Genomic DNA, 26,129 nt, shown 5'->3' on the forward strand with positions numbered 1-26,129 from the left:
GCCGCATGTTAACCGAGAAGCCGCGCTTTGCCAGCGCAGGCTCTGCGCGGCGGGTCACGCTGGGGACTGGTCGGTCGGCCGGGGCTTCGTGATAATGCGGCTTTCGCCATCTGGATGGCCTGTTTGGAACTCATATGACCGAGCAACAACCTGTTGCAGTACTGGGCGGCGGCAGCTTCGGCACCGCCATCGCCAACCTCCTGGCCGCCAATGGCCAGCGCGTCCTGCAATGGATGCGCGATCCCGAGCAGGCCGAGGCGATGCGCACCCAGCGCGAGAACCCGCGCTACCTCAAGGGCATCAAGCTGCTGCCCGGCATCGAACCGGTCACCGACCTGCCGGCCACCCTGGCCGCTTGCGAACTGGTCTTCGTCGCCGTGCCGTCTTCGGCTCTGCGCAAGGTTCTGCAGCCGATCGCCGACTCCCTGGCCGGCAAGCTGCTGGTCAGCACCACCAAGGGCATCGAGGCCGACGGCTTCAAGCTGATGAGTCAGATCCTCGCCGAAGTGGCACCGCAGGCGCGCATCGGCGTGCTGTCCGGCCCCAACCTGGCCCGCGAGATCGCCGAACACGCACTGACCGCCTCGGTGATCGCCAGCGAGGACGACGAGCTCTGCCAGCGCGTGCAGTCGGCCCTGCACGGCCGCACTTTCCGCGTCTACGCCAGCCGTGACAGCTTCGGCGTGGAGTTGGGCGGCGCGTTGAAGAACGTCTACGCCATCATCGCCGGCATGGCCGCGGCCATGGGCATGGGCGAGAACACCAAGAGCATGCTGATCACCCGCGCCCTGGCGGAGATGACCCGCTTCGCCGTCAAACTCGGCGCCAACCCTATGACCTTTCTCGGTCTGGCCGGCGTCGGCGACCTGATCGTCACCTGTTCCTCGCCGAAGAGCCGCAACTACCAGGTCGGCTATGCGCTGGGCGAGGGCCTGAGCCTGGAGGACGCGGTGGCGCGCCTGGGCGAGGTGGCTGAGGGCGTCAATACCCTCAAGGTGCTGAAGACCAAGGCCGAGGAGCTGCAGGTATACATGCCGCTGGTGGCCGGTTTGCATGCCATTCTGTTCGAGGGCCGCACCCTGGCCCAGGTGATCGAAGCGCTGATGCGCGGCGAGCCGAAGACTGACGTCGATTTCATTTCCCCCAGCGGTTTCTGACCATCCAAGGAGAGCACCATGAGCGAACCGAACAAGGAACTGGAGCGCGAGTCCATCGCCCTGCGCATTCTGTGGATGGTGATCTTCGCCATCGTCTGGCAACTGGCGGAGATCATCCTCGGCGGCGTGGTCCTGCTGCAGATCGGCTATCGCCTGTTCTACGGCGCGCCCAACGGCACCCTGCAGGGCTTTGGCGACAGCCTCAGCCAGTACCTGCAGCAGATCGGCCGCTTCGGCACCTTCAATAGCGAGGAGAAGCCCTGGCCGTTCGCCGATTGGCCGACGCCGCGCGCCCCGGAAGGTAACGAGCCGCACAGCATTCCGCCGGCGCCGCATCCCGTGCGCGACGAAGAGCCCAAGCTGTGACCCTCTGGCTGCTGCGCCACGGCGAGGCCGAACCGCGTGCGCGCAGCGACGCGGAGCGGGCCCTCACCGAGCGCGGCCGCAAGGAAGTGCGCAAGAGCGCCGAGCACCTGCGTGGCCGGGATCTGGCGCACATCCTGGTCAGCCCCTACCTGCGTGCCCAGCAGACCGCCGAGCTGGTGCGCGAGACCCTCGGCCTCACGCTGCCGCTGACCACGGTGGACTGGGCCACGCCGGATGACTCGCCGCGCACGGCCGCCGATCGTTTCGAGCACTACCCGGGCGAGTGCCTGCTGGTCAGCCACAATCCGCTGCTCGGCAGCCTTTCCGGCTTTCTGCTGCATGGCAATCTGCAGCAACCTCTGGGCCTGCACACCGCCAGCCTGGTCGCCCTCGACGGCGACATCGTGCCTGGCCTGATGCACCTTTCCGGCCTGCATCACCCGCACTAGAGCGACACCGCGCTCCTGTAACATTTCTTCACTTGCCGCACCTCCTGACGCATGGAATATTCGACCAAGCAAGTGCTTGGTTGCTCCCTGTGACAAAAACAACAAACAAGGAGGCCCCGTGGCCAGTGCAGTCCGTTTGCCGCTCGAAGCGTTTTTCGAGCGCGAGTCGCGTCATCCGAACAAGACCTACCTGATTCAGCCCCTGGGCGGTGGTCGGGTGGAACAGCTGACCTGGGCCGAGGTGGGTGAGCAGGCCCGTCGTGCCGCCAGCTGGCTGCGCAGCCTGGAGCTGCCGCAGGGCAGCAAAATATCGATCATTTCCAAGAACAGCGCCCACTGGATAGTCACCGACCTGGCCATCTGGATGGCCGGGCACGTCTCGGTGCCGCTGTATCCCAACCTCACCGCCGACTCGGTGCGCCAGGTACTGGAGCATGCGGAGACCAAAGTGGCCTTTATCGGCAAGCTGGACGACTGGCCGGGGATGGCCCCCGGCGTGCCCGAAGGGGTGATCACCGTGGCCCTGCCGCTGCACGCCGAAGGCAGCTTCGACAAGCAATGGAGCGACCTGCAGGCCTGCGCGCCGATCCAGGATCAGCCACGTAGCCAGCCCGACCAGCTCGCCACCATCATCTACACCTCCGGCACCACCGGCATGCCCAAGGGCGTGATGCACAACTTCGGCAACTTCGGCTTTACCGCCAGTCATGCCACCGACCTGTTCGGTGTCGGCGAGCAGGACCGCGCACTGTCCTACCTGCCGCTGTGTCATGTGGCCGAGCGCATGTTCGTCGAGCTCAACTCGCTGTACAGCGGCATGAGCGTGTTCTTCGCCGAGAGCCTGGACACCTTCCTCGACGACCTGCGCCGCGCGCGGCCCACGGTGTTCTTCGGCGTACCGCGGATCTGGACCAAGTTCCAGATGGGCGTCTACTCGAAGATGCCGGCCCAGCGCCTCGATTTCCTTCTGTCTATCCCGCTGCTCGGCCGCCTGTTCGGGCGCAAGGTGCTGCGTGGGCTGGGGCTTGATGCGGTGCAGTTCGCCCTGTCCGGCGCCGCCCCGGTACCCGACGCGCTGCTGGCCTGGTACCGCCGCCTGGGCCTGGAGCTGCAGGAGGTCTACGGCATGACCGAGAACTGTGGCTACTCGCACGTCTGCCGCCCCGGCAAGTTCAAGAAGGGCTGGATCGGCCAGAACAACCCGGGCACCGAGGTGCGTATCAGCGAGGAGGGCGAGGTGCTGGTGCGCAGCGGCTCGACCATGCAGGGCTACTACAAGGAGCCGGGCAAGACCGCCGAGGTGCTGACCGAAGATGGTTACCTGCGCACTGGCGACAAGGGCGAGCAGGATGCCGAGGGCAACCTGCGCCTGACCGGACGGATCAAGGAAATCTTCAAGACCAGCAAGGGCAAGTACGTGGCTCCGGCGCCCATCGAGAACCGCCTGGCCGTGCACAGCCATATCGAGCAGGTCTGCGTGGTCGGCGACGGTCTGCCGCAGCCGCTGGCCCTGTGCGTGCTGTCCGAGGCCGGGCGCAAGGAATCCCGCGAGCAGCTGGAGGGCAGCCTAAAACGTCTGCTGGAGGAAACCAACCAGCTGCTGGACAAGCACGAGCAGCTCAACGGCCTGGTGCTGGTGCCGGAGGTGTGGGCGGTGGACAACGGCTTCCTGACGCCGACCCTGAAGATCAAGCGCGCCTCGGTGGAAACCGCCTACAGCCCGCACTTCGACGCCTGGGGCGAGCGCCGCGAAGGTGTGGTCTGGCACCAGCAGGTCGGCTAGTCACCTGCGCAGCTGGTGATCATCCAAGCCCGGTCATTGACCGGGCTTTTTTGTGGGGGCGCGATCCGGTATCGACAGGCCATGGCCGATGCGCGGGCAAAAAAAAGCCCGGCCAAACCGGCCGGGCTAAGCACTACTCCGCAGGAGCGAAGGGGATCAGGCAATCTCTGCCAAAGCTTGAATCTGTTGCTGCGCGGCCACTTCGCCGATCACCAGGATCGCCGGGCTCTTGAGCTGGAAGTCGTGGGCTGCCTGCTGCATGCCGGCCAGGGTGCTGCGGCATTCGCGTTGTTGCGGCAGCGAGGCGTTCTCGATCATCGCCACCGGCATGTCGGCGCGCATGCCGCCGGCCAGCAGGCTGTCACGCACTTCCGGTAGCTTGGCCACGCCCATGTACACCACCAGGGTGGTGCCGCCCTGGGCCAGGGCCTGCCAGTTGAGGCTGCTGTCGTCCTGGGTGTGGGCGGTGACCAGAGTCACGCCACGGGCCACGCCACGCAGGGTCAGGGGAATGCCGCAGTTGGTGGCGCCAGCCAGGCCGGCGGTGATGCCGTTGACCATTTCCACCTCGACGCCATGCTCGGCCAGCCAGTCGGCTTCCTCGCTGCCACGGCCGAAGATGCACGGATCGCCGCCTTTCAGACGCACCACGCACTTGCCCTGGCGCGCATAGCGCAGCATCAGACGATGGATGAAGGCCTGCGGGGTGGAGCGGCAGCCGCCGCGCTTGCCCACCGGCACAATGCGCGCATCTGGGCAGTGCTCCAGCACGGCCGGGTTGACCAGGTCGTCGATCATCACGATATCGGCTTGTTGCAGGGCCTTCACTGCCTTGAGGGTCAGCAATTCCGGATCGCCAGGGCCAGCGCCCACCAGCCAGACTTTTGCATTCATGTCTCTACTCCTCAGGCTTCCACGGCGACGGCGGCCACCTGGGTGACCAGCAGTCGTTTGATTTCCGGCACGCACGAGCCGCAGCTGGTGCCGCACTTCAACTCGCGCTTGAGTCCGTCCAGGTCCAGGCCGCGCTCGATACCGGCGCACACCGCGTCCTGGCTGACGTTCATGCAGTTGCACAGCACCTTGCTGGCCTTCATGCCGCCACTCGGCGGGGTGGCCAGCGGGGCCAGCAGCCAGCGGCGCAGGTCGGCATCGGTGCTGCCCTGTTCCCACAGCCCCTTGAGCCAGTCGCGGGCGGCGGTTTCGCCGGCCAGGCGCACGGCGACGATGCGCCCGTCCTCGATGCGTACGCGCTTGCCCACGCGGCGCTTGGCGTCGTCATAGGCCAGCACCGGGCCCTGGTCGACGCCGAGCAGGCTGTCGATCTCGGCCAGCAGATCGGCATCCGGCGCCGCCTCGGCGGCGGCCTTGATCAGCAGGGCCGGGCGCTGCTCGCGTCCGGTCGGCGTCAGGCTGGCGTAGGCGAAGCGTTCGAACAGCGGGCGCAGCGCTTCGAAGCGGCTCTGCACCTCGCCTTCGACCAGGGCGAAGAATTGCCACGGCAGCTCGGCACGCTCGACGTCCACGCTGCTGATCTTCAGTTCGGGCTGCTTGGACAGCGGGTCGAAGGCCGGCTGGGTCAGCACGTTGGTGCCCAGGCCCTTGAGGAAGCGGTCGCCCCAGTGCATCGGCAGATAGGCCTGGCCGGGGCGCAGTGCGTCGTCGGCCTGCACCGGCAGGATCAGGCCGCCGCGGCGGCTGCGCAGGTGGATCAGCTCGCCCGCCTGCAGGCCGCGCTGGCGCAGCTCGTCCGGGTGCAGGCTCAGCACCGCCTCGGGGGCGTGGCCGAACAACCGGGCGGCGGTGCCGGTACGGCTCATGCCGTGCCACTGGTCGCGCAGGCGGCCGGTGTTGAGCAGCAGCGGGAAGTCCGCCTCGCGACGCTCGCGCGCCGGTACATAGGCATCGGCGACAAAGCGCGCGCGGCCGCTGGCGGTGGGGAAGATGCCGTTCCCGTACAGCCGCGCGGTGCCTTGGTGGGCGCCGGCCGGGAAGGGCCATTGTTGCGGACCTTGGTCGTCCAGGATCGCGTAGCTCAGACCGGAGAGGTCCAGGTCGCGGCCCTGGGTCAGGTGCTTGTATTCCTCGAACAGCGCTTGCGCGCTGGCGAAATCGAACAGGCTTGGCAGGCCGGGGCGGAGCTTGGGTTCAAGGCGACGGGCGAAGTCACAGACGATCGCCCAGTCCGGCCGCGCCTCTGCGGGCGCTGGCACGGCGCGACGCACATGGGTGATGCGCCGCTCGGAGTTGGTCACGCTGCCTTCTTTTTCTCCCCAGCTGGCGGCTGGGAGCAGAAGGTCGGCGTAGTGGCAGGTTTCGGTGGTGAAGAAGGCTTCCTGCACCACCACGAAGGGGCAGGCGGCCAGGGCCTCGTGGACTTTCTGCTGGTCCGGCAGCGACTGGGCCGGGTTGGTGCAGGCGATCCACAGGGCCTTGATCTTGCCGACGCGCACCGCCTCGAACACTTCGATGGCGGACAGGCCGGTGCTCTCCGGCAGGCTGTCGACACCCCAGTAGCGCGCCACTTCGGCGCGATGTTCGGCATTGCCGGCCTCGCGGTGGCCGGGCAGCAGGTTGCTCAGGCTGCCGGTTTCGCGGCCGCCCATGGCATTGGGCTGGCCAGTCAGGGAGAAGGGACCGGCGCCGACCTTGCCGATCTGGCCGGTGGCCAGGTGCAGGTTGATCAGCGCGCTGTTCTTGGCCGATCCGGCGGTGGACTGGTTGAGGCCCATGCACCACAGCGAGAGGAACGCAGGAGAGCGGCCGATCAGCTCGGCGGCGCGGCGCAGGTCGGCCTCGTCGATGCCGCACAGGCGCGCCACTTCGCTCGGCGGGTAGTCGGCGGCCAGCTCGCGGAGGGCTTCGAAGCCTTCGGTGTGCGCCTCGATGTAGGTGAAGTCGTAGTCGCCATTGACCAGCAGCAGGTGCAGCAGACCGTGGAACAGCGCCACGTCGGTACCCGGGGCGATGGCCAGGTGCAGGTCGGCCAGGTCGCAGGTATCGGTGCGCCGCGGGTCGACGACGATGATCTGCACCTCCGGCCGCGCGGCCTTGGCCGCTTCCAGGCGGCGGAACAGGATCGGGTGGGCGTAGGCCATGTTGCTGCCGGCGATCAGCAGGCAGTCGGCCTGCTCGATATCCTCGTAGCTGCAGGGCGGGGCATCGGCGCCCAGGCTGCGCTTGTAGCCGACCACGGCCGAACTCATGCACAGGCGCGAGTTGCTGTCGATGTTGTTGGTGCCCACCAACGCTCTAGCCAGCTTGTTGAAGGCGTAGTAGTCCTCGGTCAGCAATTGGCCGGAGATGTAGAAGGCCACGCTGTCCGGGCCGTGCTCGCGGATGGTCTCGGCGAACACGTTGGCGGCGTGATCGAGGGCGCTGTCCCAGCTGCTGCGGGCGCGGGCCAGGCCCTTGCCAAGACGCAGCTCGGGGTACAGGGCGCGGGCGTCGAGATCGCCGGTCAGGTGCAGGGTCGAGCCCTTGCTGCACAGACGACCGAAATTGGCCGGATGGCTGGGGTCGCCCTGCACGCCGAGGATCTTTTCGCCATCGTGCTCGATCAGCACGCCACAGCCCACGCCGCAGTAGCAGCAGGTGGCGGCCGTGATCTGGTTGACGGGTTGCAGGGCGGCTTCAGACACGGGCGGCACCTGCTTCCATGCCCAGCCCCGCGGCCTCGATACTGGCCTGGCCGAACATCAGGTGGTCGCGCACGCCGCTGATATCCGCGCCGCCGCAGATCTGCTGGAAGTACCAGCTGCCGTCCAGGGTGTCGCCGTACAGGCAGCCGCCGACCAGCACGTCGTCCTTGATCACCAGCTTCTTGTACACGCTGCCGATGGGGTCGGAGAGGATGATGCTCTCGGTGCCGTCGCCGCCCATGAAGTCACCGGCGGAGAACAGGTCGATACCGGTGACCTTGAGCTTGGTGGAGGTCACCGAACCCTGGTAGCGGGCAGTGCCGAGCATGGCCAGGTGGTTGGCGCAGACCTTGGCCTGCTCGAACAGCGGGGCGACCAGGCCGTAGGCGATGCCACGGTGATTGGCGCATTCGCCGACCGCATAGACGCGCGGGTCGTAGGTCTGCAGGCAGTCGTCCACCTGGATGCCGCGGTTGCAGGGGATGCCGGCCTTCTCGGCCAGTTCGGTGTTGGGCCGCACGCCGGCGGCCATCACCACCAGATCGGCGGGAATCACGTCGCCACCCTTGAACTGCACGGCGCAGACGCGGCCGGTGCCATAGTCGAGCAGCTCGTCGGTCTGTTCGCTGAGGCGGAAGCGGATACCTCGCGCTTCCAGAGCCTGCTTCAGCAGCTCGCCGGCGGTCTTGTCCAGCTGGCGCTCCAGCAGCCAGTCGGCCAGGTGCACCACGGTCACGTCCATGCCGCGCTGGCGCAGGCCGTTGGCCGCCTCCAGGCCGAGCAGGCCGCCGCCGATGACTACCGCGTGGCTGTGGGTGCGCGCGGTCTCCATCATCTGCTCGGTGTCGGCGATGTCGCGGTAAGCAATCACGCCCTCCAGGCGGTTGCCTGGGACCGGCAGGATGAAGGGGTTGGAGCCGGTGGCGAGGATCAGCCGGTCGTACTGGGCGGTGCTACCGTCGTCGGCGGTGACCAGGCGCTTCTTGCGATCGATGCTGACCACCTTGCGGCCCAGGCGCAGGTCGATGCCGTGCTCCTGGTACCACTCGATGCCATTGAGCACGATGTCGGCGAAGCTCTGTTCGCCGGCCAGCACCGGGGACAGCAGGATGCGGTTGTAGTTGGGGTGCGGCTCGGCGCCGAACACGGTGATCTCGTACAGGTCGGGGGCGAGCCTGAGCAGCTCCTCCAGGGTTCTGACGCCGGCCATGCCGTTGCCTACCATCACCAGCTTGAGTTTGTTCATGCCGGTTCTCTCCTGTTGAAATCACGGTAAATGTCGGGAGCACGCTCCGCGACGACTCGAACGTTGGCTGCCGGGGCAGGCCATAACGCAAAAAAGGCGTCCCGCTAGTTGCCTAGCGAGGACGCCTTTGTCCTGGTCCCGATCTGCCGGGAAGCACTGCCTTCTACGTTGACGGCGATGCTTTTATGTAATGTCGATTTGTCTTTTGCAGGGGGCGTGCCAACTTACTGGAGCCCTTGTTTTCTTTGGTTTCTGCCGTCTTTCGCGGGGCTTGTCGGGGTTTTGCGCACTCGTTTAAAGCGGTGTTGCGTCGTTGTGGTGCGACTTGGCGCCGTAGAGCGGGTGAAACCCGCGAGTTGTGGGGCGGGGGTTTCCACCCGCGCTACAGAAGGGCGACCAGCAGGATCAGGTTGAGCAGCAGCGAACCCAGCGCCACGCCACGCCAGACCTTCAACGGTTCGCGCTCCAGCAGCGGGCGCGGGCGTACGTTGAGCGCCTGGCGTTCGCCCTGTTCCAGGCTGAGCAGCCATTCCTCGGCAGTCTCGAAACGCTCCTGCGGGTTGGCGGCCACGGCGCGCAGCAGGCTGTCGTCGAGCCAGCTCGGCAGGTCCGGGCGATAGCGGCTGGGCGCGGCCGGAGTGCCGAAGCGCGGATGCTGGAAGGCCTCGATCTCGCCATAGGGATAGTGGCCGGTGAGCAGGCGGTAGAGGGTGACGCCGGCGGCGTAGAGGTCCTGCTGACGATCCGGGGCGCTGCCGGCGAAAGCTTCCGGGGCGATGTAGCTGGGCGTGCCGGGCAGGGCATGCTGCTCGTCGCGGGACAGCCCGGGGCAGTAGGCCAGGCCGAAGTCGAGCAGACGCAGCTCGCCGTCGTCGCACCAGAGCAGGTTTTCCGGCTTGATGTCGCGGTGCAGGATGTTGCGTCGGTGCAGCAGGCCCAGGGCTTTGAGCAGGCGCGGCGCCAGGTCCAGCCATTCCGGCAGGCCCAGCGGGCCAGAGAGGCGCAGATGCTCGGCCAGGGTCTGGCCTGCGTATTCGCGCTGCACGTAGTAGAGGTGCTGGCGCTGCGGCAGCGGATGGACCTCGGGGAAGTGGCGCCCGGCCACGCGGCGCAGGAACCACTCCTCCAGCAGCAGGGCCGGGCCGGCCTGGGTCTCGTCGTGGCGGCTGTTCGGCAGAGTCTTGAGCAGCCAGCGCCGGGCCTGGTTGTCACGCACCCGGTACACCAGTGACTGGCGCGACTCGGCCAGCACGCGCTCGATCTGCCAGCCCTCGAATTCCTGGCCCTCGCGCAGCTTGGGCGGCAGCGGCCACTGCTGCAGCTGGGCCAGGGTGTCGGCCAGGTCGTTGTCCGGCAGCTCGTCGACCTGCACCAGCACGGCGCTGGCATTGTCCTGGCTGCCGGCCAGGTGGGCGGCGGCGACCAGCGCCTGGCAGGCGGCAGTCGCATCACTCTCGTCCAGCAGCAGGCTGCGGATGCCGGAGTCGCCGAGGGTCGACCACACGCCGTCGCTGACCAGCAGGTAGCGCTCGCCCTCGCGCAGCTCGCCTTCCAGGTAGTCCACTACCAGATGCTGATCGAGGCCCATGGCGCGCTTGAGCACATGCTGCATGCCCGGCTGCTCCCACACATGGTCCTCGCTGAGGCGCTCCAGTTGGCCTGAATGGAAGCGATAGACGCGGCAGTCGCCGACATGTGCCAGGGTGAAGCGGCGCCCGCGCAGGACCAGAGCGGAGAGGGTGGTGAGCAGCGGCTGGCCGCCGCCATTGGCCTGCAGCCAGCGGTTGTGCGCCACCAGCAGACGGTCCAGCGACTGGGCCACGGCCCAGGTTTCCGGCGTGGCGTAGTAGTCCAGGGCCAGGGCCTGCAAGGTGGCGCGGGCGGCCAAGCCGCCATCGGCGCACTGGCTGACGCCATCGGCCAGGGCGAACAGGAAGCCCTTGCTGGCCGCCAGGGTCGGCGCCGGGGTGACTACGCGAATGGCGTCCTGGTTCTCCGTGCGAGGGCCGGTGGCGGTGGCTTCGCCGAAGCTCAGTTGCAGGGCCATCGGGCGCTCCTGTGGCGGGACATGAGGAAGGGCGCCATGGCGCCCCTTGAGTGTTCAAGTCGGTTGAGACAAAGGCTGAGCCGGCGCGGCTCCCAGGAGTGTTGCCACTCCACCTTTCCTGACCAGTGCGAGGAGTCTGTTGCCAGCCCCGCCTTTGTCGCAACCGTCCTGCGGAAAACGCCGGGCGCACGAGGCGCCCGGCGGGTGGATCAGACGCGGGCTGCGGTGACGGCTGCCGAACCCCAGGTGGTGCGCCAGCGCAGCTTGACGCCATGCAGGCCGAACCAGGCCAGCACGCCCAGGCTGGCGAACAGCCACAGGCCCATCTGGTAGTCGCCGGTGGCCTGCTTGATGGCGCCGAGGCCGGCGGTCAGGCAGAAGCCACCGATGCCGCCCGCCATGCCGACCAGGCCGGTCATCACGCCGATTTCCTTGCGGAAGCGCTGCGGCACCAGCTGGAACACCGCGCCGTTGCCGGCGCCCAAGGCGAGCATGGCGGCCACGAACAGGCCCAGGGCGGCGTAGGCGCTAGGCAGGTTGAAACCGACTGCGGCGATGCACAGCGAGGCGCAGGTGTACATCACCAGCAGCGAGCGGATGCCGCCGATGCGGTCGGCCAGGGCGCCGCCCAGCGGGCGCATCATGCTGCCGGCGAACACGCAGGCGGCGGTGTACAGGCCGGCCTTGACCGGGTCGAAGCCGTACTGGTCGTGGAAGTAGCCGGGCAGGGTGCTGGCCAGGCCGAGAAAGCCGCCGAAGGTGATGCTGTAGAAGAACATGAACCACCAGCTGTCGCGGTCGCCGAGCGCCTTGAGGTAGTCGGCCAGGGCCTTGGGCTTGGGCCGCTCGGGAGCGTTCTTGGCTACGCTGGCGAAGATCACCACGGTCAGCACCAGCGGAATCAGCGCCAGGCCGAACACGTTGCCCCAACCGAAGATGGCAGCCAGGCCCGGTGCGAACAGCGCAGCCAGCACGGTGCCGGAGTTGCCGGCGCCGGCGATGCCCATGGCCTTGCCCTGATGCTGCGGCGGGTACCACTGGGAGGCCAGCGGCAGCGCCACGGCGAAGGAGGCTCCGGCGAAGCCGAGGAACAGGCCCAGCAGCAGTGCCTGCTCGTAGCTGTGCACGCCGTGCAGCCAGGCAACGGCAAGGGCGGCGATGACCACGCTCTGGCCGATCAGGCCGGCGGTCTTCGGCGAAGTGCGGTCGGCCAGGGCGCCCATGAACAGGCGCAGCACGGCGCCGGCGAGGATCGGCGTGGCCACCATCATGGCGCGTTGCTGGGTGGTCAGGCCCAGATCGGTGGCGATCTGCACGCCCAGCGGGCCGAGCACGTACCAGACCATGAAGCTCAGGTCGAAATAGAGAAACGCGGCGAACAACGTCGGTGTGTGGCCGGCTTTCCAGAAACTTGTATTCATCCAACACCTCATCATCGAGAACAGAATCCCGCCGGTTGCGCGGCTCGGTGATCGTGGGCACCTTGCCGCGCAACCCTTGGGAGAGGCCCGGAGCTTGTGGCGCCAGGCCCCGTGGCCGGAAGCCACAGACAGGTTGAGAGAGTTACCGGCTGGCGCCCGGATCGCGGCCCGCCAACCGCCCCATTCGCTGGGGCTGAAACGCAAAAAGCGCCGCACCACTGACCGCCTGAGCGGAAGAGGTGCGACGCCTTTGTCGTATCGGTGGCAACCGCCGTTGGATGCCTGTGACAGAGCTTGAGCAAGACTCGGGCCAAGCTTGTTCAGGCCAGGGAATCAGTGGTTCAGAGCGGTTCAGGGAGGGTTTGCTGGTTCAATACGGTGCGCAGGTTTGGGTGTGCGCACTGAGTTGAGGCAGGAGAAATACTGCGGGCGTTATTCTTGGAAATGTCTCCATGCGGACTAGGGCATTGTTCGCGGGAGCACAGTATTCAAACTGGTCTTGGGTAGCTCCGACTAGGGCGCTAGCCAAGCGGTGAGTTCGTAGATCACCTCATCCGCTGACGGCTCTTCAGGCATGAAACCGCTGAATGTTTCCAGGATAATCGCCATGCTCTGATCCTGGGACATGACTGCGATTTCTTCGATATGAAGCTCTAGAGCTGCCTTCCGGACTGCAGAGACGTCTAGCAAAAAAGCTGGAAGATCGGATACCCAAGCGCCTGCATCATCAAAAACCACTCCATTGCCTCTACCGAAGACTACTGCGTATTCACCCTCTGACAGCACCTCCAGGCAGTGCAGTAGCAGTGATTTCGCTTTTTCGTGGGACGAGGTCTGCAGCACAACCAGGCTTGATGTCGATGGGAGTGCCAGTTTCTGTATTTCGTTTGCCTGGTGAATGCGCAAAGCAAAGAGATCGGATACGTCGGGATGATAGATACGTTCAGCCTCATCAAAGGCCGACCTTAGACCGCTGGGTAGTACAGCGATAAACTCCTTCTCCGCATTTCTCTGCGCATTCTTCTGGACTAGGTCGAAGAGCTTACGATCGTAGACATTGCGGTGACCAAAGGATGATGAGTTCTGTGAGTGTCCCAAAATCTGCGGGGCATACAAAATGCCAGCTTCTATCGCAGAGACGTTGGCTTGTAGATGGCGTTATTGATGGTTCTCAGGCTTTGCGAGGATGGACAGCTTTTTCAAAAGGAGATGTCTTGGATGGTCGTTTAGGCCTGTTGGGCCGAAATGCTCTGCAAGGCTTGGATTACCTCTGAGTAGATACCCTGAAGGTCCTTGAGCGGTAGCTCGATGCGCCCCATTTCACCGCTAGTTAAATGCACTGATATCTGAGCGATACCGGAGTTGAGGCGAAGTCTTACTCGCGCATCGTCGGTGTTTGGGCCTAGGAGTAGGAGCGGCATGGGGTAGGCGATCTCATGACCCAATGCATCTAATTCTATCTGCAGCCGGCGGATGAAAGAGGGGAGGTATACGAGATCGTCAACGTAGGTTACGTGCAGCCCCGCACACCTGATACTTACTTTGACCAGACCTCCTTGGTGCTCTGGGTCTATTACGAAGAACAGCTTGTCCGGGGTTCCGACGCTAAGCACTGAGTCCATTTCAGGTGTGTCCCCCAAACAGTCTATTTCTACAAAGTGTCAGTACTTTTGGGGCTTGAGGCAGCCATAACGCCAGACTTCACGAGCTTCCAGTACATATAGCCTTGGTGCTGAATTCGTAATGCGGAACAGAGGGTGAGCTTGCTCGGATTGGAAAATCTGGCCACTCAGCCCAGCCAATTCACATCTGGAAAGGTCGCGCGAAACTCTTCCGGCATCGGCACCACCTTGCCCAGCTGATAATCGAAGAACACGAAGCCGGACTTGGCCAATGCGATCAGAGTGCCGTCCGCCGGGCGGGTGATGCGGAAGATGATATCGCCGCCGTAGCGGTTGAAGTCCATCACGCCGACCTCGAACAGCAGCTGGTCGCGTGAGTGCGACTCGGCGCGGTACATGGTGGCCAGGTCTGTGACTATGATGCCGTGCTGTTGGTCGGCCTCGCGGATGCCGAAATCGAACAGAAAGCGCGCCCTTGCCTCGGAGATCATCGAGATCATGGCGTCGTTGCCCAGGTGGTTGCTGGCATTGATGTCGGTGCTGCGCACGGTCATGTGGGTGCTGTAGCAGAACTGCTGCTGGGAAAAGTCGAGCTGGAGACGGGCCATGACTGCTGCCTGGTCTGGAGGAAAGGGGCGCCAGTCTACCCCTGGCGTCGCGTTACGGAAGCATTGCGGCAGTGAATGAGGAGGGCACATGGAGTTGAGCATGACCCTGCAGGCCGGCCTGTGGGGCTGGTTGGCGGCCAGCAGCCTGTTGCTGGGCGCGGCGATCGGCTTGCTGTGCAAGCTGCCGCGCAAGGTGGTGGCGTCGATCATGGCCTATGGCAGCGGCGTGCTGATCGCCGCCATCTGCTTCGAGCAGTTGCCGGATGCACTGCGCCTGGGCGGGCATCTGGCGACCCTGGGCGGTATGTTCTGTGGCGGCCTGGTGTTCGTGCTTGCCAGTCGCTGGCTGGAACGTCTGCAGGGCGGCGGGCAGGGCGCGCTGGTGGGGCTGCTGATCGCCGCAGGAGCCTTTCTCGATGGTATTCCCGAATCCCTAGGTCTGGGGCTCGGTCTGTTGCAGGGTGGCCAAGTCAGCCTGGTGATGCTGGTGGCGATCTTTCTCTCCAACCTGCCGGAGGGGCTGGCCAGCGCCGCCAGCCTGCGTGACGAAGGGCGCAGCCGGGCCTGGGTGTTCGGCCTGTGGGGCGTCATCGTGCTGCTCTCCGGGCTGGCAGCCATGGCCGGGCCGGGGCTGTTCGCCGGGCTGCCGGACATCTGGCTGGCCTTTGTCCTCGGCTTCTCCGCCGGTGCGGTGCTGTGCATGCTGGTGGACAGCATGATTCCCGAGGCCTTCGCCGAAACCCACGCGCTGACCGGGCTGATCACCCTGAGCGGGTTCATGACCGCGCTGGCGCTGGACAAGGTGATCTGACCGCGGCGGGCGGCTTCCGCTACAATGCCGCGGTTTTCGATTCCTGCGAGCCCGCCATGTCCTGCCAGACCCCGATCATCGTTGCCCTCGACTTCCCCTCCCGTGACGCCGCCCTGGCCCTGGCCGAGCGGCTGGACCCTAAGCTGTGCCGGGTCAAGGTCGGCAAGGAACTGTTCACCCGCAGCGGCCCGGCGGTGGTCGAGGCCCTGCAGGCCAAGGGTTTCGAGGTGTTCCTCGACCTCAAATTCCACGATATCCCCAACACCACGGCGATGGCGGTCAAGGCTGCCGCCGAGCTGGGCGTGTGGATGGTCAACGTGCATTGCTCGGGCGGCCTGCGCATGATGGCTGCCTGCCGCGAGGAGCTGGACAAGCTGGCCGGCGCCAAGCCGCTGCTGATCGGCGTGACCGTGCTGACCAGCATGGAGCAGTCCGACCTGGCCGGCATCGGCCTGGACGTGGTACCGCAGGAGCAGGTGCTGCGCCTGGCCGAGCTGGCCGCCGAAGCCAAGCTGGACGGTCTGGTGTGCTCGGCCCAGGAAGCTCCGGCGCTGAAGATCGCCCAGCCGACCCTGCAGCTGGTCACTCCCGGTATCCGCCCGGCTGGCAGCGCTGCCGACGATCAGCGCCGCATTCTCACTCCGGCCAAGGCCATGGCTGCCGGTTCCGACTTCCTGGTGATCGGTCGCCCGATCAGCCAGGCCGCCGATCCGGGCAAAGCCCTGGCGGACATAGTCGCCGAGCTGGGCTGACCCGCTTTGCATCCAGAGGAATGATAGAGGGTATGAGGCCTTCATCATTCCTTTGGATGATCCTGCACATCGCCCCCTGATAGTGCTGCTCGCCGTCGCTGGCGCTGGCTAGACTCCGCTCACTTCCAACTCCTGCGAGGATGCAGAAATGAGCATGACCTTCTCCGGCAAAGTAGCCCTGGTGACCGGCGGTGCCGCCGGCATCGGCCGCGCCACCGCCCAGGCCTTCGCGGCCGAGGGCCTGCAGGTGGTAGTGTCCGACGTCGACGTGAGCGGCGGCGAAGGCACTGTGCAGCTGATTCGCGATGCCGGTGGCGAGGCCGTGTTCGTGCGTTGCGACGTGACCCGCGACGCCGAGGTCAAGGCCCTCATGGAGCAGGTGATCGCCAGCTTCGGTCGCCTCGACTACGCCTTCAACAACGCCGGCATCGAGATCGAGAAGGGCAAGCTGGCCGAGGGCAGCGAGGCCGAGTTCGACGCCATCATGGGCGTCAACGTCAAGGGCGTATGGCTGTGCATGAAGCATCAGCTGCCGCTGCTGCTGGCCCAGGGTGGTGGCGCCATCGTCAACACCGCCTCGGTCGCCGGCCTCGGCGCCGCACCGAAGATGAGCATCTACGCCGCCTCCAAGCACGCGGTGATCGGCCTGACCAAGTCCGCGGCCGTCGAGTACGCGAAGAAGAAAATCCGCGTCAATGCCGTGTGCCCGGCGGTGATCGATACCGACATGTTCCGCCGCGCCTACGAGGCTGATCCGAAGAAGGCCGAGTTCGTCGCCGGCATGCACCCGGTCGGGCGTATCGGCAAGGTCGAGGAAATCGCCGCGGCGGTGCTCTACCTGTGCAGCGATGCGGCCGCCTTCACCACCGGCCACTCGTTGGCCGTGGATGGCGGGGCGACTGCGATCTGATGAGAAAGGGCGCCGCGAGGCGCCCTTTTTGCATTGCTGCGACTATCCAAGTCGTCTGTCGACCGGATACGGCGCCGCAGTCGAGTAGCTGGGCCATGCCAGGTAACTATTTGGCACACAAAGCCAGTTACAAGGCCTGGCCGGCTCGTCAAGAATCGCAGGGCTAGTTCGTTCTGGAGAACAATAACAATGACAGCAAGTGCCTTGACCACCACCTTCCTCCCCATCGCCCTGGGCATCATCATGCTCGGCCTGGGGTTGTCGCTGACCCTGGCGGACTTCGCCCGGGTGGTGAAATTCCCCAAACCCGTGCTGATCGGCCTCGGCTGCCAACTGCTGCTGTTGCCGCTGGTGTGCTTCCTGATCGCCAAGGGCTTCGGCCTGGCGCCGGCTCTGGCCGTGGGTCTGATGCTGCTGGCCGCATCCCCGGGCGGCACCTCGGCCAACCTCTACAGCCACCTGGCCCATGGTGACGTGGCGCTGAACGTGACGCTGACCGCGGTGAACTCGGTGGTGGCGATCCTCACCATGCCCTTCATCGTCAACCTGTCGCTGGCTCACTTCATGGAAGGCGACCAGGCCATTCCTCTGCAGTTCGCCAAGGTGGTGCAGGTGTTCGCTATCGTCCTCGGCCCGGTGGCCATCGGCATGGTCATCCGCAAGCTGGCGCCGGGCTTCGCCAATGCCATGGAGAAGCCGGTGAAGATCATCTCCGCGCTGTTCCTGCTACTGGTGATCGTGCTGGCCTTCGTCAAGGACTGGCAGACGGTGGTCGACTACGCCCCGGTGGTGGGCCTTGCCGCGCTGCTGTTCAACCTGATCAGCCTGGCCGTCGGCTACGGCGTGCCGCGTCTGATGAAGCTGCCGCGCCGCCAGGCGGTGGCCATCGGCATGGAAATCGGCATCCACAACGGCACCCTGGCCATCGCCCTGGCGCTGAGTCCGATGCTGCTGAACAACGCCACCATGGCGGTGCCGGCGGCGATCTACAGCTTCATCATGTTCTTCACCGCCGCGGCCTTCGGCTGGTGGGTCAATTTCGCCCATGGCAAGGAACTGGCGGCCGAGGAAGCCCAGGCGGCCTGAGCGGTTGCCGCATGAAAAAGCCCGGGACCTGCCCGGGCTTTTTCGTTTCTGCGCGACTCAGCGCTTGCGCCAGTTGAGGATCAGCAGGGTGATGGCGCCGCCGACCAGGCCCCAGAAGGCCGAGCCGATGCCCAGCAGGCTCATGCCCGAAGCGGTAATCATGAAGGTGATCAGCGCCGCGTCGCGCTCGGCCGGGGCGTTCATCGCCTGGGCCAGGCCGTTGCCGATGGAGCCGAGCAGGGCGAGCGCTGCGATGGACAGGATCAGGGCGCTGGGCAGGGCGGTGAACAGTGCGGCGAGGGTGGCGGCGAAGATCCCGGCGATGCCGCAGAACACGCCATTCCACAGGGCTGCGGTGTAGCGCTTGCGCTTGTCCTTGTGGGCCTCGGCGCCGGTGCAGATGGCCGCGCTGATGGCCGCCAGGTTGATACCGTGGGAGCCGAAGGGCGCCAGTAGCAGCGAGGCGATGCCGGTGGTGGCGATCAGCGGCGAGGGTGGCACGGCGTAGCCGTCGGCGCGCAACACGGCCAGGCCGGGGATGTTCTGCGAGGCCATGGCCACCACGAACAGCGGCAGGCCGATGCTGATGGCTGCACCCAGGGAGAAGCTCGGCGTGGTCCATACCGGTACCGCCACTTCCAGCGTGAGGTGGCTGAAGTCCAGCATGCCCAGTGCCGCCGCCATCACCCCACCGACCAGCAATGCGGCGAGCACCGCGTAGCGCGGCGCCAGGCGCTTGCCGAGCAGGAAGGTGAAGAACATCGCCAGCACCAGCGCGGTACTGGTCTGCGCGGCGACGAAGATCTCGCTGCCGATGCGGAACAGGATGCCGGCCAGCAGCGCCGCCGCCAGCGAGCCGGGCAGGTGACGCATGACTCGCTCGAAGGCGCCGGACAGGCCGAGCAGGCTGAGCAGCACGGCGCAGACCACGAAGGCGCCGACCGCTTCCGGATAGCTCACGCCGGGCATGCTGGTGATCAACAGGGCCGCGCCGGGTGTCGACCAAGCCACCACAACAGGCGTGCGATAGCGCAGCGACAGGGCGATGGTGCAGATGGCCATGCCGATCGACAGCGCCCACAGCCAGGAGGAAATCTGCGCGGCGCTCAGCCCTGCGGCCTGGCCGGCCTGGAACATCAGCACCAGCGAGCTGGTGTAGCCGGTGAGGGCCGAGACGAAGCCGGCCACCACGGCGGAAGGCGCGGAGTCGGCGAGGGGGCGTAGTCGACGCGAGGTATCCATGGCTTCCGTGACGTTGCTCATCAGAAGGTTCCCTTGACGTCGATCAGGATAGGGTAGAGCGAAGCCACCAGCAGCAGGGCCATGCCGATGTTGAAGGCACGCAGCACGCGCGGCTTGTCCAGCCAGCGGCGCAGCAGGCTGCCGGCCACCGTCCACAGGCCCACGCTGGGGCAGTTGACCAGGGCGAACAGCGCGGCGATCAGCAGTACGTTGGCCAGGAAGCCGTCCTGCGGGGTGTAGGTGGTGATGGCGCCGATGGCCATGATCCAGGCCTTGGGGTTGACCCACTGGAAGGCGGCCGCCTGGAGAAAGGTGAACGGCTTGCCGGCCGCCTTGCCACTCGCATCCGGGCTGCCTGCGCCGGCGATCTTCCAGGCCAGGTACAGCAGGTAGGCGGCACCAGCGTAGCGCAGCGCGGTGTATAGCGGCGGGAACTGTTCGAACAGCTGGCCGAGGCCCAGGCCCACGGCCGCCACCAGCACCATGAAGCCCAGGCTGATGCCGAGCATATGCGGCACGCTGCGGCGTACACCGAAGTTCACCCCGGAGGCGAGCAGCATCATGTTGTTCGGGCCGGGCGTCACCGAGGTGACGAAGGCGAAGAGGATGAAGGCGATCAGCAGTTCCGGGGTCATGGCGATTCTCCTTGGATGCTGGCAGCCTATGCGCAGCCCGCCCGGGCGTCGCGATACAGCGGCACCGACAATCGTCGGTACAGTTTCAGATGGCTGTTCGGGCGAAGGAGACTGTTCCACTACTCAAGGACATTGCCATGGACCCGACTAATCCTTACGCCGCCCCCACGGTGGAGCTGATCGACGCGCAGGCGCCGCAGAGCCTACCGGGCTGGAGCCCGAGCCAGCTGCGCCTGCAAGGTTGGCTGAATCTGGTGTCACTAATGGCGACCCTGGTGGGTATCGGCCTGGCCTTCGCGCCGGACCTGCTGACGCTGAGCAATTGGCTAAGCGCGGCCAGCACCCTGTTGGGCTGCTACCTGGTCGTGCGGCTCAAGGCATTCCTCGAGGCGCGCTTCGATGCCCGTGGCCTTGGCTGGCCGGTGTGGTCGAGCGTGGTGCTGGGGATCGTGCTGGAGGTGGTTCAGCTGTATTGGGGCGACGCCGAGCTGGCCCAGTTCAGCGCGCCTTCGTTCCTGTACTTCGGGCTGCTGGCCCTGCTGGGCCTGGTCGTGCTGTGGCTGGGCATTGTGCTGCTGAAAGTGGAGAACGCCTACCCGGTGCTGCGTGTGCTGGCGTGGCTGGAGATCGCCAGCGGCGTGATGGTCGCCTCGGTGGTGCTACTGGTGGTGGGCGTGCTGCCGCTGCTGGCGGCCATGGTCGCTACGGCCTTGGTGTTCTTCCGTGGCGCCAAGGAGCTGGAAGGCAGCCAGGCCGCCTGATCAGTCCTCGCCGCCCCCCGCCTGGCGGGCCTTGCCCAGGGCCTGGTTGATTGCCAGCCAGGCCTGCACGGCCGGTTCGCCGGCCTCCTTGAACACTTTCGCCAGCAGCCGCGACTGCTCGTGGCGCAGCGCCTGTTCCAGCTTGGCGCCCTCGACGGTGAGGCCGAGCTGGCGTTTGCGCTTGTCGTCGCTGGCGGCCACGCTCTCCACCATCGACATTTCCTGCAGCTGGCGCAGCGGCGTATTCAGCGCCTGCTTGGTCACGCCCAGGTAGCCGAGCAGCTCCTTCACGCTCAGGCCGGGATGACGGGCGATGAAGAACAGGATGCGGTGATGCACGCGGGACAGGCCGCGGCGCGCCAGCATCTCGTCGGGCTTGGCGGTGAAGGCCTGGTAGCCAAAAAAGAAGGCTTCCATGGCGGCTTGCTGGGAACTCGGCTTTTTCAGGTCAAGCATATTGACGTATCCGTCCTGGCCGTCGTAGTTTCGGTCAAACAGTTTGACCCAATTTATCCTGCCTGTGCTACCGGTGACTCCCATGGCCTTCTCCGAACGCGTTGCCCGCCTGAAAAGCTCCCTGATTCGTGAAATCCTCGCTGCGGCGCAACGTCCGGAAGTGATGTCCTTTGCTGGTGGCCTGCCGGCCGAGCCGATGCTGCCGAAGGTGGACTGGAACGAGATGCCGGCCTCCATCGGTCAGTACGGCATGAGCGAGGGCGAGCCGGCGCTGCGCGAGGCCATCGCGGCCGAGGCCAACAAACTGGGCGTGAAGTGCGACGCCAGCCAGGTGCTGATCGTCTGCGGCTCGCAGCAGACCCTGGACCTGGCCAGCAAGCTGTTTATCGATCCGGGCACCGAGATCCTGGTGGAAGCGCCGACCTACCTGGCTGCGCTGCAATCCTTCCAGCTGTTCGGCGCCGATTGCATCACCGTGCCGCAGGAGGCCGACGGCCCGGAGCTGGAGGCCCTGCGCGAGCGCCTGCAGCAGCACAAGCCGGCCTTCGCCTACCTGATTCCGACCTTCCAGAACCCGTCCGCCGTGCGCTACAGCGAGGCCAAGCGCGATGCAGTGGCGGCGCTGCTGGACGAGTTCAACGTCACCCTGATCGAGGACGAGCCGTACCGCGAGCTGGTGTTCGATGCCGGCAGCGCCACGCCCATCGTCAGCCGCCTGCAGCGCACCAGCTGGATCTACACCGGCACCGTGTCCAAGACCCTGCTGCCGGGCCTGCGCGTCGGTTTCCTGATCGCCAGCCCGGACCTGTTCCCCCATCTGCTGCGCCTGAAACAGGCGGCCGACCTGCACACCAATCGCATCGGCCAGTGGCAGGCGCTGCAGTGGATCGGTACCGAGAAGTACCAGGCCCACCTGGCCGAGCTGCGCGATTTCTACCGCGTGCGTCGCGACGCCATGCAGGTGGCGCTGGAGGAGCATTTCGGTGATCTAGCCACCTGGCAGGTGCCGCAAGGCGGCCTGTTCTTCTGGCTGACGCTGAAAAACAAACTGGATACCCGCACGCTGCTGCAGCCGGCCATGTCGCAGAACGTGGCGTTCATGCCCGGCGAGCCGTTCTTCACCGAGCCGGACGCCAATCCTGGCCATCTGCGACTCAACTTCAGCCATGTGCCGCCGGAGAAGCTGGGCGAAGGCCTGTGTCGTCTGGCGGCCGTTATCCGCGAAGCGCAAGGCGCGCTCGCTGCTCAGGGAGGTCAGTAGTCATGCTCAAGGTTTACGGCGATTACCGTTCCGGCAACTGCTACAAGGTCAAGCTGATGCTCAATCTGCTCGGCCACCCGTATGAGTGGCTGCCGATCGACATCCTCAAGGGCGAGACCCAGACCGCGGAGTTCCTGGCCAAGAACCCCAACGGCAAGATTCCGGTACTGGAGCTGGAGGATGGCACCTTCCTCTGGGAATCCAACGCCATCCTCAACTTCCTCGCCGATGGCAGCGCGTTCATTCCCACGGAGCCGCGCCTGCGCACGCAGATGCTGCAGTGGCAGTTCTTCGAGCAGTACAGCCATGAACCCTATGTGGCGGTGGCGCGCTTCATCCAGCTGTACCTGGGCCTGCCGGAGGCGCGCCGCGCCGAGTACGAGCAGTGCCACAAGGGCGGGCACAAGGCCTTCAAGGTGATGGAGCAGCAGCTGCAGCGCACGCCGTACCTGGTGGGCGAGCAGTACACCCTGGCCGATATCGCCTTGTACGCCTACACCCATGTGGCGGACGAGGGCGGCTTCGACCTGGCCGCCTACCCGGCGATCAACGCCTGGCTCGATCGCGTCGCCAGCCATCCCCGGCATGTGAGCATGTTTGGCTGACAGCTGATCCGGGGCAGTTTGTTTGCCCCGGCTGGTCTGCTGCCGGTGAGCCCATTCGCGGCGTAACGGGCGGTGGAAAATGCTTCGCAGTTTTCCACCCTACGCGGCTGGTTCGTTGCGTAGGGTGGATAACGCTCTGCTTATCCACCATGGCGTGGCTTACTGAGCGGCGAAGCGTTCGTTCAGGTAGGCACCGATGGCCTTGGACTCATACAGCCAGCGCACTTCGCCCGATTCCTCGATGCGCAGGCAGGGCACCTGCACCTTGCCGCCCTGTTCCAGCAGTTCCTGACGGCGCCCGGCGTCGTTCTTGGCGTCGCGCAGCGCCACTGGCACATTCAGGCGGTGCAGGGTGCGGCGGGTCTTCACGCAGAACGGGCAGGCATGGAACTGGTAGAGGGCAAGGCCCTGGGCTGCGTTCTCGACCTGGGCCTGTTCCTGCGGGCTGCGCTTGAGCTTGCGCGGGCGGGTGATGAAGTCGAGAAAGATGATGATCTGGCCGAGGCCGATCCGCAGTGCCTTGATAAGCATCGCCGGTCATTCCTGGAGTGATGAAAGGGGCGGCAGGGTACCCGAGTTGCTCGGGCTTGGCAGCGCCGGATATCGCTTCGCGGGTGATTTTCCCCGACGTAGCTGGCGAGCGAGGTGACGGCGAACTAGCTTGCAGTCCTGTCCAAACCGCACAGGAGTGCCAGCCATGAGCCACCAAGGGAGTTGCCACTGCGGCAAGATCAGTTTCAGCGTGAGCGGCGAGATCGACAGCCTGACCGAGTGCAATTGCTCGCTGTGCAGCAAGCGGGGCGGGCTGCTGTGGTTCGTCGGGCGTGACCAGCTGCAGCTGAAGTCTCCGGACGGCGAGCTGCCGACCTACCGCTTCAATACCCGCAAGATCGCCCACCATTTCTGCGACGTCTGCGGTTGCGCGCCATTCAGCGAGGCACCGGGGCAGGACGGACGGCTGATGGCGGCGGTCAACGCGCGCTGCCTGGACGATGTCGATCTGTCGCCGTTCAAGATCGTGCCGTGGAATGGGCGGGATCACTGAAGCATGAAAAAGCCGGCGCGAGGCCGGCTTCGTTCACCGCGACGTTGCTCAGCCTTTGATCAGACTGAGGAACTCGCTGCGGGTGGCGGCGTTCTCGCGGAACTCGCCGAGCATCACCGAGGTGACCATGGAGGAGTTCTGCTTCTCCACGCCGCGCATCATCATGCACATGTGCTGCGCCTCGATCACCACGGCCACGCCGAGGGCGCCGGTGACCTGCTGGATGGCCTCGGCGATCTGCCGGCTGAGGTTCTCCTGGATCTGCAGGCGGCGGGCATACATGTCGACGATGCGCGCCACCTTGGACAGGCCCAGCACCTTGCCGCTGGGGATGTAGGCCACGTGAGCCTTGCCGATGAAGGGCAGCAGGTGGTGTTCGCACAGCGAGTACAGCTCGATGTTCTTCACCAGCACCATTTCGCTGCTGTCGGAGCTGAACAGGGCGCCGTTGGTGACTTCCTCGAGGGTCTGCTCATAGCCGCGGCAGAGGTACTGCATGGCTTTGGCGGCGCGCTTCGGGGTGTCGAGCAGGCCTTCACGGGATACGTCCTCGCCGAGTTGGCCGAGAATCGCGGTGTAGTGCTGTTCCAGGGACATGGGTCTTCCTGTGGGTGGTAATGCTCAGGGGCGCAGGGTAGGGCGCAGCAGAGGCGCTGGCAAGGGCAGAGTGCGCCAAGACGGCCTATTTCTCCGGCCTCGCGGGTAGCTGCGCGGCCCAGCCTTCGGCCCATACCGCCAGCGGCAGGCAGCGCTGCACCAGCTCAAGGCCGAGGGCGGAAAGCTGGTAGCCGTGCTCGCCGTTCTCCAACAATTGCGCCTCGCGCAGCTCGCCCAGACGGGTGTTCAGCACCGACGGCGACACACCTTCGCAACGCGCCTGCAGCTCGCGGAAGCTGGCCGGCGCCTGGTGCAGTTCCCACAGCACACGCAGGGTCCAGCGTCGGCCGATCAGGTCGAGCAGCGCCATGATCGGCCTGCCGCTGGCGGAGCCGCGGACCGGATCGCCGGGTTGGGGAAAGCTCATGCAAGCTCCTTGCTTCTTTTTTAGTAGCGGTGATAGGTTCTGCTTGCTACTTATTTCGTAGCATGACAGGAGTCCACCTTATGAACCAGCCTCGCGTCCAACCCCTGAACCCTCCCTACAGCGCCGATATCCAGGCAGCCTTCGACCGGGTCATGCCCCCCGGCATGCCGCCGCTCAAGTTGTTCCGCAGCATGGCCCACAATCCGCGCGTGCTGCAGCGCATGTTCGCCGGCGGCCTGCTGGATCGCGGCAGCATCGAGCTGCGCGAGCGCGAACTGTTGATCCTGCGCGCCACGGCGCTGTGCGGTGCGGAATACGAGTGGGGCGTGCATGTGGCGGCGTTCGCCGGCAAGGCCGGTTTCAGTGCCGAGCAGATCGCCGATACCTGCAGCGGGCGTATCGATCCGACCCTGTGGAGCCAGGCGGACCAGGCCCTGCTGGAGCTGGCGGACAGCCTGCACGCCAGTTCCACCGTCGGCGAGGGGCTGTGGCAGCGGCTGGGCACGCACTTCAGCGATGAACAGTTGATCGAGTGTCTGCTGCTGGTCGGCTTCTACCACGCGGTGTCCTTCGTGGTGAACGGCCTGCGGGTGGAACTGGAGGACTACGCTCCGCGGTTCAGCGCCTAGTCTTCGTCGCGCCCGTCGAGCATGGTGCGCTTGAGCAGCACATACACCGCACCGGTACCGCCGTGCTTGGCGATGCAGGAGGTGAAGCCCAGCACCTGCGGGTGCTGGCGCAGCCAGGTGTTGACGTGGCTCTTGATCATCGGCCGCTTGCCGTCGGTGCGTGCGGCCTTTCCATGGGTGATGCGCACGCAGCGCACTTCCATGCGCGCGGCCTCGTCGAAGAAGCTCCACAGGGTCTCACGCGCCCGTTCCACGCTCATGCCGTGCAGGTCCAGGCTGCCTTCGAAGGACACCTGGCCGGCCTTGAGCTTGCGCATCTGGCCGTCCTGCACGCCGTCGCGGGCCCAGTAGAGTTCGTCCTCTGCGCCCACGTCGATGACGAACTGGTCGGACAGGCCATCCACCTTGACCGCGTCGACCTTCACCGTCGCCGCCTGGCGCAGCGTGCTGATGCGCTGGCGATCGGCCTTGGGCTTGCCGGTGTCGGCGCGGTCATGGCTGATCGGCTTGACCCCGCGCACGGCGGATTGGAACAGGGAAAAATCGTCGTCTTGCATGAAAGGCCTCCACGG

Annotated in this window: 25 protein-coding genes and 1 pseudogene; 13 read left to right on the plus strand and 13 right to left on the minus strand. The window is 65.8% G+C overall.

Going from position 1 to position 26,129, the window contains the following annotated elements; genetic code table 11:
- The first annotated feature begins 134 nt into the window (after positions 1–134).
- From N7607_RS12660 to N7607_RS12675, 4 genes are all read left to right on the plus strand, one after another.
- Positions 135–1,157 (plus strand): NAD(P)H-dependent glycerol-3-phosphate dehydrogenase, encoded by a 1,023-nt coding sequence (locus tag N7607_RS12660; protein ID WP_192398064.1) that lies wholly within the window; start codon positions 135–137, stop codon positions 1,155–1,157.
- Positions 1,158–1,175: 18 nt separating this feature from the next.
- Positions 1,176–1,523 (plus strand): DUF4389 domain-containing protein, encoded by a 348-nt coding sequence (locus tag N7607_RS12665; protein WP_279865396.1) that lies wholly within the window; start codon positions 1,176–1,178, stop codon positions 1,521–1,523.
- Entirely contained in the window at positions 1,520–1,972 is a 453-nt protein-coding gene (gene sixA / locus N7607_RS12670; protein WP_279865395.1) for a phosphohistidine phosphatase SixA, read from the plus strand. Before N7607_RS12665 ends, sixA begins: the two co-directional genes overlap by 4 nt.
- A 118-nt stretch (positions 1,973–2,090) precedes the next feature.
- Entirely contained in the window at positions 2,091–3,755 is a 1,665-nt protein-coding gene (locus N7607_RS12675) for an AMP-binding protein (protein ID WP_279865394.1), read from the plus strand.
- A gap of 156 nt (positions 3,756–3,911) precedes the next feature.
- Here the strand turns inward: N7607_RS12675 and cobA are convergent, their stop codons facing one another.
- From cobA to N7607_RS12705, 6 genes and pseudogenes are all read right to left on the minus strand, one after another.
- Positions 3,912–4,649, minus strand: a complete 738-nt coding sequence (cobA, locus tag N7607_RS12680; protein ID WP_279865393.1) for a uroporphyrinogen-III C-methyltransferase — start codon at positions 4,647–4,649, stop codon at positions 3,912–3,914.
- Positions 4,650–4,660: 11 nt separating this feature from the next.
- A pseudogene (locus N7607_RS12685) lies at positions 4,661–8,642 on the minus strand (molybdopterin-dependent oxidoreductase); the annotation flags it as partial.
- Positions 8,643–9,024: 382 nt separating this feature from the next.
- Entirely contained in the window at positions 9,025–10,689 is a 1,665-nt protein-coding gene (locus N7607_RS12690) for a bifunctional protein-serine/threonine kinase/phosphatase (protein ID WP_279865392.1), read from the minus strand.
- A 209-nt stretch (positions 10,690–10,898) separates the two neighbouring features.
- Positions 10,899–12,110: a NarK/NasA family nitrate transporter gene (locus N7607_RS12695; RefSeq protein WP_279865391.1), complete on the minus strand. Its 1,212-nt coding sequence runs from the start codon at positions 12,108–12,110 to the stop codon at positions 10,899–10,901.
- Positions 12,111–12,623: 513 nt separating this feature from the next.
- On the minus strand, positions 12,624–13,226 hold the full coding sequence (locus N7607_RS12700) for a hypothetical protein (RefSeq protein WP_279865390.1): 603 nt from the start codon (positions 13,224–13,226) through the stop codon (positions 12,624–12,626).
- A 673-nt stretch (positions 13,227–13,899) separates the two neighbouring features.
- Positions 13,900–14,340, minus strand: coding sequence for a thioesterase family protein (locus N7607_RS12705; protein ID WP_279865389.1), 441 nt, complete (start codon positions 14,338–14,340; stop codon positions 13,900–13,902).
- 88 nt (positions 14,341–14,428) lie between these two features.
- Here N7607_RS12705 and N7607_RS12710 point away from each other — a divergent pair, with 88 nt between their 5' ends.
- From N7607_RS12710 to N7607_RS12725, 4 genes are all read left to right on the plus strand, one after another.
- Positions 14,429–15,151 carry a hypothetical protein gene (locus N7607_RS12710; protein ID WP_279865388.1) on the plus strand — a complete coding sequence of 241 codons (723 nt, stop codon included), beginning with the start codon at positions 14,429–14,431 and terminating at the stop codon, positions 15,149–15,151.
- Between the two features lie 56 nt (positions 15,152–15,207).
- Complete coding sequence (pyrF, locus tag N7607_RS12715; RefSeq protein WP_279865387.1) at positions 15,208–15,903, plus strand: orotidine-5'-phosphate decarboxylase; 696 nt, start codon at positions 15,208–15,210, stop codon at positions 15,901–15,903.
- A gap of 148 nt (positions 15,904–16,051) precedes the next feature.
- On the plus strand, positions 16,052–16,813 hold the full coding sequence (locus N7607_RS12720) for an SDR family oxidoreductase (RefSeq protein WP_279865386.1): 762 nt from the start codon (positions 16,052–16,054) through the stop codon (positions 16,811–16,813).
- Between the two features lie 189 nt (positions 16,814–17,002).
- Positions 17,003–17,899: a bile acid:sodium symporter family protein gene (locus N7607_RS12725; protein WP_279865385.1), complete on the plus strand. Its 897-nt coding sequence runs from the start codon at positions 17,003–17,005 to the stop codon at positions 17,897–17,899.
- Positions 17,900–17,956: 57 nt separating this feature from the next.
- Here the strand turns inward: N7607_RS12725 and N7607_RS12730 are convergent, their stop codons facing one another.
- Both N7607_RS12730 and N7607_RS12735 read right to left on the minus strand, forming a co-directional pair.
- The gene (locus N7607_RS12730; RefSeq protein WP_279865384.1) at positions 17,957–19,162 is read right to left on the minus strand and encodes a benzoate/H(+) symporter BenE family transporter; all 1,206 of its coding nucleotides are present in this window, start codon (positions 19,160–19,162) and stop codon (positions 17,957–17,959) included.
- Entirely contained in the window at positions 19,162–19,776 is a 615-nt protein-coding gene (locus N7607_RS12735; RefSeq protein ID WP_279865382.1) for a LysE family translocator, read from the minus strand. Before N7607_RS12735 ends, N7607_RS12730 begins: the two co-directional genes overlap by 1 nt.
- A 137-nt stretch (positions 19,777–19,913) precedes the next feature.
- Between N7607_RS12735 and N7607_RS12740 the strand changes: the two genes are divergently transcribed.
- Complete coding sequence (locus N7607_RS12740; RefSeq protein WP_279865380.1) at positions 19,914–20,537, plus strand: hypothetical protein; 624 nt, start codon at positions 19,914–19,916, stop codon at positions 20,535–20,537.
- Here N7607_RS12740 and N7607_RS12745 read toward each other — a convergent pair whose 3' ends face one another.
- Complete coding sequence (locus N7607_RS12745; RefSeq protein ID WP_279865377.1) at positions 20,538–20,993, minus strand: MarR family transcriptional regulator; 456 nt, start codon at positions 20,991–20,993, stop codon at positions 20,538–20,540.
- Between the two features lie 82 nt (positions 20,994–21,075).
- Here N7607_RS12745 and N7607_RS12750 point away from each other — a divergent pair, with 82 nt between their 5' ends.
- Together N7607_RS12750 and N7607_RS12755 are read left to right on the plus strand one after the other, a co-directional pair.
- The gene (locus N7607_RS12750) at positions 21,076–22,254 is read left to right on the plus strand and encodes a PLP-dependent aminotransferase family protein (RefSeq protein WP_279865375.1); all 1,179 of its coding nucleotides are present in this window, start codon (positions 21,076–21,078) and stop codon (positions 22,252–22,254) included.
- 2 nt (positions 22,255–22,256) lie between these two features.
- The gene (locus N7607_RS12755; RefSeq protein ID WP_279865374.1) at positions 22,257–22,859 is read left to right on the plus strand and encodes a glutathione S-transferase family protein; all 603 of its coding nucleotides are present in this window, start codon (positions 22,257–22,259) and stop codon (positions 22,857–22,859) included.
- Between the two features lie 159 nt (positions 22,860–23,018).
- Here N7607_RS12755 and N7607_RS12760 read toward each other — a convergent pair whose 3' ends face one another.
- On the minus strand, positions 23,019–23,390 hold the full coding sequence (locus N7607_RS12760) for a glutaredoxin domain-containing protein (protein ID WP_279865372.1): 372 nt from the start codon (positions 23,388–23,390) through the stop codon (positions 23,019–23,021).
- A 166-nt stretch (positions 23,391–23,556) separates the two neighbouring features.
- Here N7607_RS12760 and N7607_RS12765 point away from each other — a divergent pair, with 166 nt between their 5' ends.
- The gene (locus N7607_RS12765; RefSeq protein WP_279865371.1) at positions 23,557–23,904 is read left to right on the plus strand and encodes a GFA family protein; all 348 of its coding nucleotides are present in this window, start codon (positions 23,557–23,559) and stop codon (positions 23,902–23,904) included.
- A 48-nt stretch (positions 23,905–23,952) separates the two neighbouring features.
- Here the strand turns inward: N7607_RS12765 and folE are convergent, their stop codons facing one another.
- Both folE and N7607_RS12775 read right to left on the minus strand, forming a co-directional pair.
- A complete protein-coding gene (gene folE / locus N7607_RS12770; RefSeq protein WP_279865370.1) occupies positions 23,953–24,501 on the minus strand; it encodes a GTP cyclohydrolase I FolE in 549 nt (182 codons plus the stop codon).
- 85 nt (positions 24,502–24,586) lie between these two features.
- Positions 24,587–24,928, minus strand: a complete 342-nt coding sequence (locus N7607_RS12775) for a helix-turn-helix domain-containing protein (RefSeq protein ID WP_279865369.1) — start codon at positions 24,926–24,928, stop codon at positions 24,587–24,589.
- A gap of 80 nt (positions 24,929–25,008) precedes the next feature.
- Here N7607_RS12775 and N7607_RS12780 point away from each other — a divergent pair, with 80 nt between their 5' ends.
- Entirely contained in the window at positions 25,009–25,557 is a 549-nt protein-coding gene (locus N7607_RS12780; protein WP_279865368.1) for a carboxymuconolactone decarboxylase family protein, read from the plus strand.
- On the opposite strand, the gene N7607_RS12785 is transcribed toward N7607_RS12780, so the two are convergent.
- Entirely contained in the window at positions 25,554–26,114 is a 561-nt protein-coding gene (locus tag N7607_RS12785) for a Smr/MutS family protein (protein ID WP_279865366.1), read from the minus strand. The two genes, N7607_RS12780 and N7607_RS12785, sit on opposite strands and share 4 nt — an antisense overlap.
- Between the last annotated feature and the right edge of the window lie 15 nt (positions 26,115–26,129).

It is taken from the genome of Pseudomonas sp. GD04019 (assembly GCF_029837695.1).
In the GTDB taxonomy this organism is placed as follows: domain Bacteria; phylum Pseudomonadota; class Gammaproteobacteria; order Pseudomonadales; family Pseudomonadaceae; genus Aquipseudomonas.